Source organism: Mesorhizobium sophorae (genome assembly GCF_002270415.1).
Taxonomy (GTDB): Bacteria; Pseudomonadota; Alphaproteobacteria; order Rhizobiales; family Rhizobiaceae; genus Mesorhizobium; species Mesorhizobium sophorae.
The window spans coordinates 997,640-1,014,177 of sequence record NZ_NNRI01000022.1; the positions used below are offsets into that span (position 1 = coordinate 997,640).

Genomic DNA, 16,538 nt, shown 5'->3' on the forward strand with positions numbered 1-16,538 from the left:
GCCGTGTATCCTCGTTTATGAGAATCTGAATCTGATCGAGGAAGCGTATGAGCCCACTGTCTGAAACCGTGCCGTTTTTCAGCCAATGGGAAACGCCGGACATGACCATGGAGGTGCTCGCCGAAGGTGCTGAAGTCGCGCTGCGGCGCGATCCGCTGTGGCAAAATTCGGGGGCTGAGACACCGGACGAATACGCGGTCTGGGCCGCCAATATCTGCGGCATGGCGTGCCTGAAGATGATCCTGGCGACCCGCGGCGAGATCGTGCCGACGCTCGAGCTCGCCAGGCGCTGCACCGCCTATGGCGGCTATGTCGTCAACGAGGGCTCGATCAAGGGGCTGATCTATGCACCCTTCGTCAGCTTCGTGCGGGAGACCTTCGGCCTGCGGGCCGAAGTGATAACCAATGTCGCGACATCGGACATTCCGGCGATCCTGGCGCGGTCGCGGTTCTTCATCGCTTCGGTCAGCAGCTGGATCCGCTGGCCCGAGCGCGAGCCGCCGGCGAAGGGAGGCCATCTGGTGCTGGTCACCGCGGCGTCGGACCAGGGTTTCCGCTTTCACAATCCGTCCGGCCATACCAGCGCCACACAGGAGAACGCAGTGTTGGCACCGGTCGATTTCGACCGCTTCTTCGCCAATCGCGGCATTGCGGTTGCCATTTGATTTTTTGACAGTTGAGGGATTTCGATGACGGGCAAGACAAGGGTGGCCATCCTCTATGGCGGGCGTTCGGCCGAGCATGACGTGTCGCGCCTTTCGGCCGCCAATGTGCTGAAGGCAATCGACCGGACGCGCTACGAGATCGTGCCGATCGCCATTTCCAGGGACGGGAGATGGCTGCTGCAAGTTTCGTCCGTCGGCGATGCGGCAGGGGCTCCGGTGTCCGAGGACGGCGTGGAGGTCGCGCTGTTGCCCGGCGGCAAGGGCAGGCTGGTCGCCGTGTCGCGGGATGGAACGCAGCCCAACCCCGTCGATGTCGTTTTTCCCGTGCTGCACGGGCCGTTCGGCGAGGACGGTTCGGTGCAGGGCTATGCGGAAGTCGCCGATGTCGCCTATGTCGGTTGCGGCATCCTCGCCTCGGCCGCCGCCATGGACAAGGATGTCGCCAAGCGGCTGATGCGCGAAGCCGGCCTTGCCGTCGCCCGCTCCGCCACCTTGCTGGGTGGCGAGCCTGTGTCCTTCGACGACGTCAGGGCAAGGCTGGGTCTGCCGGTCTTCGTCAAGCCGGCGCGCCAGGGCTCGTCCTTCGGGGTGAGCAAGGCTGTCGACGGCGCCAGTTTCGCCGACGCTGTCGAGGCGGCTTTCCACCATGATAACAAGGTTTTGGTGGAAGAATTTGTCGAGGGACGTGAGATCGAGTGCTCGGTCCTGCAGCGGGCCAACGGCACGCTGACCGTGTCGCTGCCCGGCGAGATCATTCCGGCCGGCAAGCACGGCTTCTACACCTATGAGGCCAAATATCTCGATGCCGACGGCGCGGTGGTCAAGGTGCCCGCCGATGTCCCGGCCGCGGTTGCCGACATGGCACGCGACATGGCACGGCGCGCCTTCCAGGCGCTCGGCTGCGAAGCCATGGCGCGCGTCGATTTCTTCCTGCGCGCCGACGGTTCGCTGCTCGTCAACGAGGTCAACACCATTCCCGGCTTCACCGACATCTCGATGTATGCCAAGGCGCTGGCGGCATCAGGCACAGGCTACAGCCACACCATCGACGTGCTGATCGAGCACGCGCTGGCCAGGCATGACGCGCGAACGGTCTAAAAGCCTTCCTGAGGGAACGTTGATGCCGGCGGCCTGATTGGCCTTTACGGGATGTGGGGCGGCGGGTTTTCCGCCGCCCCGCATCTTACCGGTCACGGATGATGATGGAGATGCCTTTCGGCATCGACTTCGCCAACCGTAAAGCTCTGGAAGCCTGGCATGAGCTGCCATATGGCCGCAAGGCCGATGATCAGATAGGCCAGGCGGGCCAGCATGGCGCCGCCAAGGACAGTGCCGATTACGTCATAGCCCGTTACACCCATGGACAGGAAGTTGAGACCGCCAAGGATGATCAGGGCGAGTGTGACGAGGTTCATGTTACGCATAAACGCCTCCTAAGGTTGCCTGACAAAAAGACGTCTGAAAAAAAACGCCTTCCGTTTCAAACGGTTCCTTCGATCACCAAATTGTGAACGGCCGCTATTGTCCGTGAATGCAACCAGCTTACCCGACCCGGCTTACTCGACCAGGATATGCGCCTCGCGTGCGGCCTCGACAAACGCCTCCCTGGCGATATCGGGGGACACCTCGCCGCTCGTTGCCCGGCGGCAGGCGCGCAGCGCGGACTGATGTTTCAGGCTGCCGGCATCGCGCCAATGTGTCGTGAGCAATTCGATGGCCTGCTCGGTGTTGGACAGGTTGCGGGTGGACCCGGTGACGCCGACCGAAACCACCACGGGTTTGGAGAACCATGCGGTTTGCATTGGAACCTCGACTGCGTTGCAGTCGTAAACGCTTCTGGCGGCGCGAGGTTGCATCGCCGCCAATCACTGTAGCGTGAGGATCGTCGCCCAACTTTGGCTTATGGATACTTTGTCGTGGCCGGGGGGCTCGGCTCGCCCTCGAGTTCCTTCGGCAGCGGCAAACTTGAGCACCGCAAATGGATTTCGCGGGCGAAGATCTTTCGCTCCTTTTGCTCGTGCTCCTTGATGGCTGCTGCGAGCCCTAGTCCGTAGGGGCCAAGGAACACACCAGTCCCCCAACCGGGATGCTCCTTTTCGCGAGCATCATAGTTCGACGCGTCGACACGGGCCTGTTGACATTCCGGCGATACCCACTTCGGGTCTTGCGTCGAAAGCGACGCTCCATATTCGACAGGAGAGCTCACACATCCAGTTGCTGCCGTGGCCAACGCGACTAACACTGCAAGTCTCATGCCGGGTCTTCTCCAGAGGATTTTCGAAAGTACACAGAACCGTCCATGCGACAAGGGGACAGCTATGGTCAGACTGGGGAATACAGTTCTCGGTGCAGTTGATCTACCGAGGGACATGAATTTTCTTTTCTGGCCCAACGTGCTCGTTCTACCCCATCGCCAAGGCGCGGCCGGGATAGCGCTGGCCGGAGATTTCCCGGCGCCATTGCTTCGTCGCGCGGCCATCTCGCGCCATCCCGATCATCGACCTGCAGCCGGTGACGAGCAGCTCGTCACCGGCGAAAGTTGCACGCCGGCTCAATATGCCCGATCATGACCGTTGGCAGGGGAGAGACCAAGTGGCGACCACTCGTCGAAACGGCATGGCGTCTCCGGCGCATGGGTTGGAGGACATTCTTTCGGCCGCCGCGCCCCACCCGCGAACGTCATTGCCCAATGTGGCGACCACCGTCACGACGGTGGCGGCACTGTATTTCGGGCGCGAGGTTTTCCTGCCGATCGCCATCGCGCTGTTGCTGACCTTCGCGCTCGCGCCGCTGGTCGCGGCGCTGAAACGCGTCGGCATCCCCAGGATCGCGGCTGTCATCGTCAGCGTTCTCAGCGCTTTCGCGGCACTCGCCCTGTTCAGCTTCATTGTCGCCTCGCAGGTCAGCGAACTGGCACAGAACATCCCGACCTACCAGATCAACATCCTGACCAAGATCCGTTCACTCAAGGAAACCGGCGTCGGGGGAGGCATCATTGCCAGGTTGAGCGACGTGGTCGAGCGTGTCGGACAGGAGATCGACAGGCAGGACGCTTCGCCGCCGGCGGCCACTCCGGACAGGCCGGCGCGCGAGCCGGTGCCCGTCGAGATCGTCGCGCGCCAAAAGCCGCTCGAAGTCCTGCAGAGCATCGTCGGTCCGCTGATCAGCCCGCTCGGATCGGCCGGACTGATCATCGTCGTGGTTATTTTCATGTTGCTCGAACGGGAGGATCTGCGCGACCGCTTCATCCGGCTTGTCGGCTATGGCGACCTTCACCGCACCACCGAGGCGCTGCAGGATGCTGCCAAGCGGGTGGGCCGCTATCTGCTCATGCAGTTGGTCGTCAACATCGTCTACGCCATACCGATTGCGCTCGGACTGTGGATCCTCGGCATTCCCAATGCATTGCTGTGGGGGCTGCTGGCGCTGGCGCTGCGTTTCGTTCCCTATATCGGCCCGGCCATCGGCATGCTTTTGCCGCTGTTCCTGGCGCTGGCCGTGGCGCCCGGCTGGTCGCTCGTCCTGTGGACGGCCGCCCTGTTCGTGGTGATGGAACTGGTCACCGGCAACGTCGTCGAACCCTGGCTTTACGGCTCGCGAACGGGGCTGTCATCGCTGGCGATCATCGTGGCGGCCATCTTCTGGACCTGGCTCTGGGGGCCGCTCGGGCTGGTCCTGTCGACGCCGCTCACCGTCTGCCTGGTGGTGCTGGGCAGACACGTGCCGCAGTTCGAGTTCCTCGACGTGCTGTTCGGCAACGAGCCCGTGCTCGAACCCCATGCGCGCCTGTACCAGCGGCTTCTGGCTGGCGATCCGGAGGAAGCCACCGACCACGCCGAGGAGATGCTGGAAGAGAAATATCTGTTCGAATTCTACGACAAGGTGGCCATTCCGGCACTTCTGCTGGGCGAGCGCGACCGTGTGCGCGGCGTCATGGGCGACCTGCAAAGACGGCAGGTGGCGGACAGTGCCCTGACGCTGGTGGCCAACCTCGACGATGAGGCGCAACAGGAAGCGGCCGAGGAGGATGACCCGGCCGAAGCCGGGGAGCCCGGCGATAATGGCGATGGCGCCGGCGTGGACGAGGCCGACCTGCCCGATGGCACTGACATGTCGGTGCTTTGTGCCGGTGGGCGTGGCGAGCTCGACGATGCCGCGGCCGCGATGCTGGCACAGGTGCTGGAAGTGCAGGGCGCGACAGCATCGAAAGCGGGCTTCGCCGAGATGGAACCAGCAGGCATCCGCCGCCTCGAGCTCGATGCCATCGACGCCGTCGTGATCAGCTTCCTGAACCGCGATTCCGTCAAGCACGCGCGTTTCCTGGTTCGCCGGCTGAAGCGTGCGAAGGCGGCGCTGCGGGTGGGCATCGTGTTCTGGTCGGAAACCGGCAATGACGACAAGGAGGCGACCGCCAGGCTGGCCCAGGACATGAACGCGGATTTCGTCGCCCACGGCATGGTCGACGCCGTGGTCGGCGCGCTGTCAAACGAGCCGCCGGTTGCCCTCAAGCTCGTCACCAAACGCCGCATGCGCCGGCAGCGGGCCGCGCCCAAAAAGGTTCAGGCAGCAACCGCGAGCTAGGGGCGTCTTGGCACCGGGCGCACCGGCCCGATTTACGCGCAGCAAATACGCGCTCGCCCTGACCGGCGGGACGGGGTCCGATCTCGACGACCTTGGTCGCGCTGGTGCCATCCTTCGGTCCAAGCGTGAACAGCCAAGACCTGCAACGTCATGGTTTTGATGCCTCCGATGCGTCGTCGCAGTAATGAAAGCTGGCGAGATAGCCGGGGAGCACGCGCATGAACTCCTGTTGATGGGTCCAAGCTCTGCACTCGGCCATGGAAGTCATGGGTTTCACTTGGGGGATCCTGATTAGCTCCCCCTGGTCGGTCAGAAGGATTGTGACAGCGATGGCGGTGAACATGCAGTCATCCATCGACCTAAGGCTGGCGGCATAATAGGCGCCGGGGTTGGGACGGACGTCGTCTGAGGCCGCCTCGAAGACATGGTCAGAGCCGCAGAGTTTCGCGATGCGGGAATCCGCTTTCGCAGCCGTTGGCGCTGTCACGAGAAGAGCGAGAGCGATGATGAGCTTGGCGCGTTTCATGTCATCCTCCCGTCCAATCCGGCACTGGTGGGATCACTTGGAAGCGAAGGCCGAAAGGGATAAGCTAGAGCGGTTTTCCCTTAATCGGAGTCGTTTGTTTGCAGTGAACGGCTTGTTCTGATTCCCTGATCGAAGTGATTTGCGGAAGGAGCAGCGGCATGGCACGAGCTTACAGCCTGGATTTGCGGACGCGTGTTATCGAGGCGATAGAGGCAGGCCTGTCGACCCGAGAAGCGGCACGGCGGTTTGCCATCGGGATATCGACGTCTGGTGCATGGTATCGGGCCTGGCGTTCGAGCGGCAATCTGGAACCTGGGCGGCAGGGCAAGCCGAAGGTATCGAAGCTGGACGCGCACGAGACTTTCATTCTCGCCTTGGTCGAGACCGATGAGCGGGACATCACGCTTGCCGAGATCGTCGATCGCCTTGCGGCAGAGCGCGGGGTCAAAGCCAGCCTGACGACGGTCCATGCGTTCTTCGCAAAGCGTGGCATCACGTACAAAAAAAGACAGCGCACGCGGCCGAACAGCAGCGACCGGATGTTTTGGCAGCGCGGGAAGAGTGGTTCGAAGGCCAACTCGATCTCGATCCGAGCCGCCTGATCTTCATCGACGAAAGTGGCCTCAATACCAAGATGGCCCGGCTACGAGGCCGCTCTGCGCGTGGACAGCGTTGCCGGGCGGCTGTTCCTCATGGGCACTGGAAATCCACGACCTTCACGGCCGGCCTGCGCCTCGACGGGATCGTCGCGCCCTGGCTCCTGGACGGCGCCATGGATGGCGAAGCATTCCTGGTCTACTTGCGCCGCGTCCTCGTGCCGACGCTTCAACCCGACGATGTCGTCGTGATGGACAACCTGCCTGCTCATAAAGTGGTCGGTGTCCGCGAAATCATCGAGGCTGCGGGGGCTTCCCTTCGCTATCTTCCGCCCTACTCCCCGGACTTTAACCCCATTGAGATGGCCTTCGCCAAGCTGAAGGCTTTACTGCGAAAGGCAGCAGCCCGGTCCATCCCGGAATTATGGGACGCCGTGGCCGTCGCCATCGATCGTTTCCACCCCAAAGAATGCGAAAACCTGTTCGCCCACGCCGGCTACGATGCCTAACCGTGATTATCCAGAAACTGCTCTAGGGAGCGCGCCAAGAGGGTGAAATGTCCCGAAAGGCTCCTGAAATTGACCCGAAACCTGCTGAAACGATCACATTCGGCGGTTTTTTCTCGCTGACGAAAAGCAAACAACTCCGGACCGTCGAAGGTAAAGCGGTCGACCTTCGCAGCCAGTCCACCGAGGTGCTCTGCGTGCTCGCGGCGCGACCGGGCGAGATCGTGTCCAAGGACGCGCTGATGCGCGCGGTCTGGCCCGATACCTTCGTGACCGACGACAGCCTGACCCAATGCATTGCTGATATTCGCCGCGCATTGGGGGACGACGCGCATGCGATCGTGGAAACCTTGCCCAAGAGAGGCTACCGACTGAATGCCGATCCATCCGAGGCGGCGGACGCAAACGCCGCGGCTGGCACGGAACGAGCCAAGACACGATTCTCGCAGCGCGGCTTCATTCTTGCTGCGATCGTTCTCGTCGCGGCAGCGATCGGCCCATACTACGGCGCGGAAATATGGCGAGCCGCTCCAGTTCGTTCGAGCGACATGCCGAGGATTGCAATCCTTGCCTTCGACGACTTCAGTGCTGGCGGGGACAAGGGATATCTCAGTGATGCCGTCGCCGAGGGGATCATCACCGAGTTGGCGCGGAGCAAGACCTATGCCGTCATCGCCCGGAACTCGAGCTTCAGGTACCGCGGCCAGCCGGTTGACATCAGGCAGATTGGCGAAGAACTCGGCGTCGACTACCTGCTCGAAGGCAGCCAGCAGAAGATCGGAGACCGGCTGAAAGTGACCGCCCAGTTGCTGAATGCGCATGACGGATCGCATGTCTGGGCCAACACCTACAACCGGGAGATCGGCGATCTTTTCGTCGTCCAGGAGGAAATCATCCGCACGCTTGCGGCTCGGGTCGGGCAAAGGATCGAGCGACCCTTGCCACAGAGCGACGCCGCCCGGGTTAGCGCGCTCAGTTATCTCCTGATGGGGTTTGCCGCGAAGGAAAAGGATTTTTCTGCCGCGGGGAACGAACTGCTGCGGCAGTTCAGCCTCAAGGCGATTGAAGCGGATCCGAACTCCCAATTCGGCTATATCGGGCTGGCCTGGTCCTATCGCTTTGACTCGGTATTCTGGCACAAGCAGGAAAACAACCCCGAAGAGGCGTTGAAGCGGGCCGCAGAGTACGCCGACAAGGCGATCCTGCTCGCTCCGGACGATGCCAACGCGCATCAAATCCGAGCCCAAATCCATAGTGAAGCCGGCGAGATCGAGCAGGCCATTGCGCAGTTCGATCAGGCGATCGCCCTGAACCCCAGCGCCTCGAATATCCTCGAGGGCAGTGCGGCCCCGCTGCTCTTTGCCGGCCGCACCGATGAAGCGATCGATCGGATCGAGCAGGCCAAAGGCATCGATCCCTTCTACCCCGACTGGTACAACTGGGACATGGGCTGGGCGCTCTATGAAAAGAACGATTGTGGGCCTGCGCTAACGGCGATGCGGAAAATGTCCCCAATCCCGATCGCCGCACACCGAATGCTTGCGGGGATCTACGCTTGTCTGGGAAACCAGCGGGAGGCAAAGGAAGCGCTTGCGGTTTTCCTTAAAGACTCGCCCGGCGACTCCATCAGCAAACAACGCAAGCAGTGGGAGAAGAATTGGACCGCGCCCGGAAGCCTCGACCGCTGGATCAAACACATGCGGATCGCTGGGCTGCCGGAGTGAACGGCTGTGCGGCCGGCAGAAGCCAATTGGCCGCATAAAAACCGTTGAAGCCTTTGGATTGTGGGCGGTAGTTGCCCTCAAAACCAAGATCATCCTTCACAGGAATATTGGGTGCGGGAAAGTCGGCAATGGGACCGGCTTGCGCCAGCCAGCCGAGGGTCAATGGCATTTCTAAAGGAACGCTAATATACATGGACGCTCGAAGGAGCAGCGCCTGCCAGATAGTTGAGGAAGGCCATGCGAAGGTTCATCGTCACGGCGGTGTGTATCGCCGCCGCAACAGTCGCCAGCGCCCATGATTGGTACGAAAACAAGTTCGACCCGCAGACGAAATTCAAGTGTTGCGGTGGTTCTGATTGCCGCGCCATACCTCGTTCTTCGGTGCGGATGAGGGTCGACGGCGGTTACATTTACTTGCCGCATAACTTCATCATCCCACGGGACCGCGTGCAGGAATCCCCGGACGACCAATACCATATCTGCGAGAATACCTACGTCGTAACCAATCAGCTGTATTTGCGTTGTTTCTTCGCGCCGCGCGTGAAGATCTCCCTACTCCTCCCAGGTTAAGGTCAATACTGCGCGTCGCTACCGGGATCGTTGCCGCGCCGCGCCGATAAAGCCACGCCAGGCGCGGCGAATTCGTAACCTACTTGGCGGCCGTCTCCGATGGCGCTTCTGCCGGCCCCGAAGGCGCGGCCTCGGCACGGGGCTTGCGCCGTGAAAACAGCGACCTGAGCGTGACGTAGAACACCGGCGTCAGGAACAGGCCGACGAGGGTGACGCCGAGCATGCCGGAGAACACCGCGGTGCCGAGCGACTGGCGCATTTCCGCGCCCGGGCCTGTTGCGATCATCAGCGGCACGACGCCGAGGATGAACGAGAAGGCGGTCATCAGGATCGGCCGCAGCCTGAGCCGGCAGGCTTCGACGGCAGCCTCGGCGGCCGACAGGCCGCGTTCCTCCGCCTGCCGCGCGAATTCGACGATCAGGATCGCGTTCTTGGCGGCAAGCCCGATCAGTACGATGAGGCCGATCTGCACGAGGATGTTGTTGTCCAGCCCTCGGAAAGACACGCCGAGCAACGCCGCGAGCACGCCGAGCGGCACCACCAGCACAATGGCGAACGGCAGCACCCAGCTTTCATATTGCGCCGCCAGCGCCAGGAACACGAACAGCACCGACAGTCCGAAGATATAGACAGCGGCATTGCCGGTGTTGCGCTCCTGATAGGCGAGCTCGGTCCATTCGTAGGAGGTACCGGCCGGCAGCGTCTTTGCCGTGATCCCTTCCATCAATGCCAGCGCGTCGCCCGTGGAAACGCCGGGCGCGGCGTTGCCCTGTAGCGGCACCGAGACGTACATGTTGTAGCGCTGGACCAGCGCCGGGCCGGTGACGTCGCGGATCTCGATCAACGTGCCGAGCGGAACCAGCGCGCCGGTCGCCGAGCGCACCTTCAGTTTCAAGATGTCGGCGCGATCGAGGCGGAACGCCTGGTCGGCCTGCGCCCGCACCTGGTAGACGCGCCCGAAAGCGTTGAAGTCGTTGACGTAGGCGGTGCCCAAATTGATCGACAACGTCTCGAAGATGTTGGGGATCGGCACGTTCAGGATGCGCGCCTTGTCGCGATCGATCGCCAGGAAGAATTGCGGGCTCGACGCGGAGAACGTCGTGAACACGCCCGTCAGCCCCGGCGTCTTGTTGGCCTGGCCGGCGATGTCGTTGGCAAGCGCCAGGACCTGCCGCATGTCGGCGCTGTTGCGCTCCTGGATCAGCAGCTTGAAGCCGCCGGCATTGCCGACGCCGCGGATCGGCGGCGGCGGCAGTGCGATGATGAAGGCTTCCTTGATGGTTTGCAGGCTGCCGAACAGATTGCCGATGACCTTGGTCGCCGACTGGCCGGCTTTCAGTCGCTCGTCAAACGGCTTGAACCTGGCGAAGATCACGCCCGCATTGCTGGCGTTGGTGAAGGTCGCGCCGGAGAAGCCGGCGAAGGCGACTGCGTAGTCGACGCCTGGCGTTTTCTGGATGATCTGCGACGCCTGCTTAATGACCGCATCGGTCCTCGTCAGAGAGGCGCCGTCCGGCAGTTGGACGACGACGATCGCATAGCCCTGGTCGAGCGTCGGAATGAAACCGCGCGGCACCGCCTGCACCATGTAGACCGTGGCGCAGATGAGGGCAGCGAAAACGGCCAGCATGGCGGCGATCGTTATCCACGAGCCGACCAGAACGCGGATGATGCTCGAATACCAATGGGCGACCCTGTCGAAGCCGCGATTGAAGCCGTCGGCGAGCGCCCGTGCGAACCGTGCCAGGAAAAAGCGCGGCGGCGCCGCCGCGGCGTGGTGCGGCTTGAACAGCAGTGCGGCCAGCGCCGGAGAAAGCGTCAGCGAATTGAATGCCGAGATCGCCGTCGACACCGCGATGGTGATCGCAAACTGCAGGTAGAACTGCCCAGAAATGCCAGGGATGAAGGCTGTCGGCACGAACACGGCTATCAGCACCAGCGAGATCGCGATGACCGCCGTTCCGACTTCGTCCATGGTCAGGTGCGACGCAGGATTGGGCGCCAGCCCTCTGGCGATATTGCGCTCGACGTTCTCGACCACGACGATCGCATCGTCGACGACGATGCCGATCGCCAGAACGAGGCCGAACAGCGTCAGCATGTTGAGCGAGAAGCCGGCGGCGTAGAGCACCGCCAGCGTGCCGATCAGCGACACGGGGATCGCCACGATCGGCACGATCGCCATGCGCCACGATTGCAGGAAGACGATGATGACGATGATGACAAGCACCATCGCCTCGAGGATCGTCTTGTAGACCTCCTGGATCGACTCGGCGACGAACTCGGTCGGATTGTAGACGATGTCGTAGCTCAACCCCTTCGGGAAGTCGCGGGAAAGCTCCTTCATCTTGTCCTGGATCTGCGCGGCTGCGGCGAGCGCATTGGTGCCCGGCCGCTGGAAGATGGCGAGCGCCACCGCCGGTTTGCCGTTGAGATAGGAGTTGGTGACGTAATCCTTGGCGCCGAGCTCGATGCGCGCCACGTCCTGCAGCGAGATCAGGCGGCCGTCGTCGGCCGATTTGACGATCACGTATCGGAAGTCGCGTGCGTCGTTGAAGCGGCCTTGCGTGGTGACCGTGTACTGGAACGCCGTGCCGGTGTTGGTCGGCGGCGCGCCGATCGAGCCGCCCGACACCTGGACGTTCTGGTCGCGCAGTGCCTGCACCACATCGCCCGAGGTCATCCCCAGGGCGGACAGTTTTTCCGGATCGAGCCAGATGCGCAGCGAATATTCGCGTTCGCCGAAGATGGTGAGATCGCCGACGCCGTCGAGTCTGAGCAGTATGTCGCGCACCTGCGAGCGGGCGTAGTTCGAGACGTAGAGCTGGTCGTAGGTATTGTCGGGCGACAGCATGTGCACGACCATCATCAGGTCGGGCGAGCTCTTGGTGGTGGTGATGCCGAGGCGGCGGACTTCTTCGGGCAGGCGCGGCTGGGCGATCGACACGCGGTTCTGCACCAGCACCTGCGCCTGGTCGAGATCGGTGCCCAGCTTGAAGGTGATGGTCAGCGCCATTGCCCCGTCGCCCGACGAATAGGACGACATGTAGAGCATGCCCTCGACGCCGTTGATCTCCTGCTCGATCGGCGTTGCCACCGTCGCTGCGATCGTCTCGGCGTCGGCGCCCGGATACTGCGCGCGAACGACGATGGTCGGCGGCGCGATCTCGGGATATTGGGCGACCGGCAGCTGGGTATAAGCAATCCCGCCGAGGATCAGCAGGACGATCGAAACGACCGATGCGAAGATCGGACGGTCGACGAAGAAATGTGCGAACCTCATTGCTGCAACCCGGCGGTCTCGGCCTTGGGCGGCAACGTCACCATCTCGACCTTCACCTTGGTGCCGGGCCTGGCGTGCATCAGCCCGTTGACGATGATCGTCTCGTCGCCGGTCAGGCCCTGGCGGATCACCCGGTAGCCGTCGAGAAGCGGGCCGGTGCGCACGGGCTTCGCCGACACCATCCCGGCCTCATCCACCAGGAAAACGATGCGGCGATCCTGATCGGCGCCGATCGCCTCGTCGGGCACCAGCACGCCGCTATGCGGCAGCGACCCCGGCACGTTGATGCGCCCGAACATGCCTGGCTGGAGAATGCCGTCGGCGTTGGGAAACGTTGCACGCACCCGCATGGTGCCGGTCGCGTTGTCGATCCGGTTCTCGGCAAAATCGAGCTTGCCTTTGAATACCGCCTCCGCGCGGTCGGCGACGCGAACCACCACCTCGAGCCCGCCGTCGCCTTCCTGCATGCTGCCGCCGCGCTCCTTCGCGTCGCGGGCGTAGCTGAAATACAGGCGCTCATCGACGTCGAAATAGAAGTCGATCGGATCGCGCGTAACGATGGTCGTCAGCAAGGTGGAATCCGGCTGCACGAGGTTGCCGACCGACACCAGCCGGCGGTCGATGCGGCCGGACAAGGGCGCCTTGATCTCGGTGAATTCCATGTTCAGGCTGGCCGTCCTCAGCGCAGCCGTCGCGCCCTGCATCTGCGCCTGCGCCGAAAGGTATTCCCGCCGGCGGTCGTCGACCGTCGAGGTTGAGATATTGCCGGTCTTGGCGAGTTCGTCGGCGCGATCCAGCTGCATCTTGGAGAATTCGAGCAGACTCTTGGCGACGTCCACTAGCGATTTGGCGGCATCATAGGCCGCCTGGTACGGACGCTGGTCGATGGTGAAGAGCAGGTCGCCCTTGTTGACCAGTGCGCCGTCCTGGAAGCTGACCTTGTCCAGATAGCCGCTGACGCGCGAGCGGATGGCGACTTGGTCGACGGCTTCGAATCGCCCGACGAACTCGTCGTCTTCGACGATTTCACGGACCACCGGCTTGGCCGCCGTCACCACGGGTAGCGGCTGGTCCTGCGCAAACGCAGTGCTGCTGAAAGCCATGCCGAGCAGGAATGCCGCCGACACGGCGGCGCGGGCAAGCCAGCCGGCCGATCGACGGGGTTGCCCGCCCGCGTCGCGATGCCATTGCGCATCCTCAGGGGTGTCCATTTGCGTCCTCGCTCGCTGGACCCGGAGGTCGGTTGATCCGCTTCTACGCTCAGGCTTGTTCGTCGAGATCAGAGCACTGCAGTGTTGTGCAGGGCAACATGATCATTTTCCATGTCGGCTGAAATGTCCACCCTGTGGCTGCCCCGCACCGGGCTAAAGCGAGTCGAAAGCGTGCGCAGAGGCGCTGCGCTTAGATCCTCGCGCTCCCGGTTGGTATTTCTGGGTTATTGGAATGGCTCAGATTTCCGCCGGCTATGCCCAGACCCCTACCGGTCGACCATCGCCAACCCGCGCTGGCCGTAGCGCGGGCCGGAGATTTTGCTCGGCGCCAGCGCTTCGTCGAGGGCGGCCATCTCGGCGGCATCGAGCTTGATTGCGACGGCGGCGATATTCTCCTCCAGGTATTTCCTCCGCTTGGTGCCGGGGATCGGCACGATGTCGATGCCAAAACCGGTGCCCTTGTGCAGCAGCCAGGCCAGCGCGACCTGGCCCGGCTTGACGCCTTTGGCCGCCGCGATGTCGCGCACCTTGGCCGCTGCCTCGACATTGGCGTCGTAGTTCTCGCCCTGGTAGCGCGGGTCGTTGCGGCGGTAATCGCCCTCGGGATAGTTTTCCGCACGGCTAACCTCGCCGGTGAGGAAACCGCGGCCGAGCGGCGAGAACGGCACCAGGCCGATGCCGAGTTCGCCGAGCAGCGGGATGATCTGCGGCTCCAGATTGCGCTCCCACAGCGAATACTCGCTCTGCACCGCCGACACCGGATAAACGGCATGCGCGCGGCGGATGTTGGCCGCACCCGCCTCGGACAGGCCGAAGAACCGCACCTTGCCTTGGGCGACCAATTCGCCGACCGCGCCGGCGACATCCTCGATCGGCACCGCCGGGTCGACGCGGTGCTGGTAGAGCAGGTCGATATGGTCAGTGGCAAGCCGGCCGAGCGAGCCTTCCACAGCCGCGCGGATATGCTCGGGCCGGCTGTCGGTTCCATCGAGCTGCTTGCCGTTTTCGATGCGGAAGCCGAATTTGGTGGCGATGGTCACCTGGTCGCGCTTGCCCTTCAGCGCCCGGCCGAGCAGGGCCTCGTTGGTATGAGGGCCATAGACCTCGGCGGTGTCGAGGAAGGTGCAGCCGAGTTCGATGGCGCGGTGCAGGGTGGCAATGGATTCGCCCTCGTCGGCCGGACCGTAGGACTGGCTCATGCCCATGCAGCCAAGGCCGATGGCCGAGACCTGCAGCCCTTGGCTGCCGAGCTTGTGGGTTTTCAGGGTCATGGCTGGCGTTCTCCGGTGGGGGGATCACCAGACTATAGCGGCCGCTCGCTCATTTCCCACAGCCTTTCGGCTGCGCTGTCTTCACATGTTCGAGGCCACGTCGCGGGAAGACAGTGGCTTGGGCTTGTGGGCCGGACGCTGCCCTGTCTTGTGTTCAACTTTGCGGGGCGCGGCTTTGACCGTGTTCAAGGTCTTGGGGGTCGCGGTCTTAAGGTTGGCGGTTTGCGGCGCTTGCGCCTTGCGGCGCCTGAGCCAGCTCAAAGACAGTTCGGCAAGGAGACTGCGCAGACCTTTCACAACGTCCTCCTCCTGTTGGGCGACGGGATAATTTCCGATGGCGCGACTTGTTCCACCCACGGATGTTCCCGGGTTGGGCTTGGGTCGAGCGGCGCATGAGACCTAAGTCCGATCACAAACCGCAATGGTCTTGCCGGTGGCGCCGCTGGGAACAGTCGGCTCTCACGGTCGTTGTCCGCTGCAGATTTGCTGGAGGAAGCTATGGATAGGAGTGTTGGCCAGGCACGCTGGTTGCTCGCACCGATCTTCGCGGTTGCCATCACTTTTATGGTGATTGGAATTACCTTCGGCTGACCGACCTCCAAGGATCGACCTCGAACTTTTCCGATCGGCGCAGCCACGTCCCTTCCTGCGCTGATAGGGTTTGCTCGCCGCACCTGTGCGGCGAGCAAACCCTCAAGTCTCAGCCCTTATGTGTCAGTGAGAGTAGTAGGCCAGGGTAAGATAGACTGCCGGTGCGGAGATCAGGCAAATCGCCATTCCGATGACCAACGCCATCGCAAGGCGCTCTGTGCGCCTGACAATATCAGCAAGCTCGTGGTCGTCGGGAGAGGGGATGAGATCAAGCACGGAAAGCACCTCGGGGACACGAGCATGGTTGTCATTTGCGGGTCGGGTGTCGTCGTCATGTGTGCTCGGTCTCTGGATACAGGTCACTGTTCGCCTCGCTGTGGGAAACGCCACGCCGCCGCTGCGGGGACGTTAGAGGTGTTACCCCGCTGTGTGGGGGAATGGTGGACTCTCGGTTGATGCCGAGGAAAAGGGCTCGTGCTCGGCGCCCCGATTCTCGCGCGGTTCTAACGTATCGGCCAGGCATAGGTTGCCCGCTAAGACTTCAGTCGTACCACCCCCGGACCTTAGCCTGAGCGGCGGAACGCAATGCTGTGGGGCTCGTTGCTGACTCGTGATTGGCAGTCAAACCTGGCTGCCAAATTGGCGCAAGAAGGAAAGATTTTGTCATGAAGAAATATCTTGTCAGTGTAGTCGCAGGCCTCGCGCTGGTCGCTGGAATTGGTGCTGCCTTCGCGGAAAACGTCGTAATTCTCAAGCCGGAACAGCAGACGGTGGTTCGCGAATACATCCACAAGCAGAAGCTCGCATCCATCAGCCTGCTGGGTGTCGAACTCAATGTCGGCACGGCGCTTCCGGACACGGTGGAGCTTCACGCCATCGACGTGCCCGACGTCAAATACAAGTACACGGTCGTCGGCGACCACGCCGTTCTCGTGGATCCGGATACCCGCAAGGTCGTGCAGATCATCGAGTAGGCCTGCCGCAGCAGGCGAGCCCGCTTCGCGATCTATTTCG

The 16,538-nt window shown here is 62.7% G+C and carries 17 protein-coding genes; 7 read left to right on the forward strand and 10 right to left on the reverse strand.

Features of this window, described 5'->3' with window-relative positions:
- Positions 1-47: 47 nt before the first annotated feature.
- The gene (locus CGZ66_RS36000) at positions 48-665 is read left to right on the forward strand and encodes a C39 family peptidase (protein WP_095091341.1); all 618 of its coding nucleotides are present in this window, start codon (positions 48-50) and stop codon (positions 663-665) included.
- 24 nt (positions 666-689) lie between these two features.
- Positions 690-1,763, forward strand: a complete 1,074-nt coding sequence (locus CGZ66_RS36005) for a D-alanine--D-alanine ligase family protein (protein WP_095091342.1) — start codon at positions 690-692, stop codon at positions 1,761-1,763.
- A 92-nt stretch (positions 1,764-1,855) separates the two neighbouring features.
- Here the strand turns inward: CGZ66_RS36005 and CGZ66_RS36010 are convergent, their stop codons facing one another.
- The 3 genes from CGZ66_RS36010 to CGZ66_RS41205 form a co-directional block, all read right to left on the reverse strand.
- Entirely contained in the window at positions 1,856-2,089 is a 234-nt protein-coding gene (locus CGZ66_RS36010) for a DUF378 domain-containing protein (protein ID WP_095091343.1), read from the reverse strand.
- 132 nt (positions 2,090-2,221) lie between these two features.
- Positions 2,222-2,467, reverse strand: a complete 246-nt coding sequence (locus CGZ66_RS36015; RefSeq protein WP_095091344.1) for a DUF982 domain-containing protein — start codon at positions 2,465-2,467, stop codon at positions 2,222-2,224.
- A 98-nt stretch (positions 2,468-2,565) separates the two neighbouring features.
- On the reverse strand, positions 2,566-2,919 hold the full coding sequence (locus tag CGZ66_RS41205; RefSeq protein WP_095091345.1) for a hypothetical protein: 354 nt from the start codon (positions 2,917-2,919) through the stop codon (positions 2,566-2,568).
- A gap of 338 nt (positions 2,920-3,257) precedes the next feature.
- Between CGZ66_RS41205 and CGZ66_RS36025 the strand changes: the two genes are divergently transcribed.
- Positions 3,258-5,246, forward strand: a complete 1,989-nt coding sequence (locus CGZ66_RS36025) for an AI-2E family transporter (protein WP_167392371.1) — start codon at positions 3,258-3,260, stop codon at positions 5,244-5,246.
- Positions 5,247-5,394: 148 nt separating this feature from the next.
- On the opposite strand, the gene CGZ66_RS36030 is transcribed toward CGZ66_RS36025, so the two are convergent.
- The gene (locus tag CGZ66_RS36030) at positions 5,395-5,772 is read right to left on the reverse strand and encodes a hypothetical protein (RefSeq protein ID WP_095091347.1); all 378 of its coding nucleotides are present in this window, start codon (positions 5,770-5,772) and stop codon (positions 5,395-5,397) included.
- 158 nt (positions 5,773-5,930) lie between these two features.
- On the opposite strand from CGZ66_RS36030, the gene CGZ66_RS36035 reads away from it, so the two are divergent.
- Positions 5,931-6,877, forward strand: a protein-coding gene (locus CGZ66_RS36035; RefSeq protein ID WP_417568608.1) for an IS630 family transposase whose coding sequence is annotated in 2 segments (ribosomal slippage) — positions 5,931-6,272 and positions 6,275-6,877 — 945 coding nt in all. Because the reading frame shifts where the segments join, the coding sequence is not laid out codon by codon here.
- A gap of 47 nt (positions 6,878-6,924) precedes the next feature.
- On the forward strand, positions 6,925-8,598 hold the full coding sequence (locus CGZ66_RS36040; RefSeq protein WP_095091348.1) for a winged helix-turn-helix domain-containing tetratricopeptide repeat protein: 1,674 nt from the start codon (positions 6,925-6,927) through the stop codon (positions 8,596-8,598).
- Here the strand turns inward: CGZ66_RS36040 and CGZ66_RS39625 are convergent.
- Entirely contained in the window at positions 8,564-8,791 is a 228-nt protein-coding gene (locus CGZ66_RS39625; protein WP_143748946.1) for a hypothetical protein, read from the reverse strand. The genes CGZ66_RS36040 and CGZ66_RS39625 overlap by 35 nt on opposite strands.
- A gap of 44 nt (positions 8,792-8,835) precedes the next feature.
- Here CGZ66_RS39625 and CGZ66_RS39630 point away from each other — a divergent pair, with 44 nt between their 5' ends.
- Positions 8,836-9,168 (forward strand): hypothetical protein, encoded by a 333-nt coding sequence (locus CGZ66_RS39630; RefSeq protein WP_143748947.1) that lies wholly within the window; start codon positions 8,836-8,838, stop codon positions 9,166-9,168.
- Between the two features lie 79 nt (positions 9,169-9,247).
- On the opposite strand, the gene CGZ66_RS36050 is transcribed toward CGZ66_RS39630, so the two are convergent.
- The 5 genes from CGZ66_RS36050 to CGZ66_RS40200 form a co-directional block, all read right to left on the reverse strand.
- Entirely contained in the window at positions 9,248-12,451 is a 3,204-nt protein-coding gene (locus CGZ66_RS36050) for an efflux RND transporter permease subunit (RefSeq protein ID WP_095091350.1), read from the reverse strand.
- Positions 12,448-13,554, reverse strand: coding sequence for an efflux RND transporter periplasmic adaptor subunit (locus tag CGZ66_RS36055; protein ID WP_167392414.1), 1,107 nt, complete (start codon positions 13,552-13,554; stop codon positions 12,448-12,450). Before CGZ66_RS36055 ends, CGZ66_RS36050 begins: the two co-directional genes overlap by 4 nt.
- A 374-nt stretch (positions 13,555-13,928) precedes the next feature.
- Positions 13,929-14,933 carry an aldo/keto reductase gene (locus CGZ66_RS36060; protein ID WP_095091352.1) on the reverse strand — a complete coding sequence of 335 codons (1,005 nt, stop codon included), beginning with the start codon at positions 14,931-14,933 and terminating at the stop codon, positions 13,929-13,931.
- A gap of 81 nt (positions 14,934-15,014) precedes the next feature.
- Positions 15,015-15,230, reverse strand: a complete 216-nt coding sequence (locus tag CGZ66_RS36065) for a hypothetical protein (RefSeq protein WP_167392372.1) — start codon at positions 15,228-15,230, stop codon at positions 15,015-15,017.
- A gap of 417 nt (positions 15,231-15,647) precedes the next feature.
- On the reverse strand, positions 15,648-15,800 hold the full coding sequence (locus CGZ66_RS40200; protein ID WP_167392373.1) for a hypothetical protein: 153 nt from the start codon (positions 15,798-15,800) through the stop codon (positions 15,648-15,650).
- A gap of 389 nt (positions 15,801-16,189) precedes the next feature.
- Between CGZ66_RS40200 and CGZ66_RS36070 the strand changes: the two genes are divergently transcribed.
- Positions 16,190-16,498: a DUF1236 domain-containing protein gene (locus tag CGZ66_RS36070; protein WP_095091354.1), complete on the forward strand. Its 309-nt coding sequence runs from the start codon at positions 16,190-16,192 to the stop codon at positions 16,496-16,498.
- Positions 16,499-16,538 lie beyond the last annotated feature (40 nt).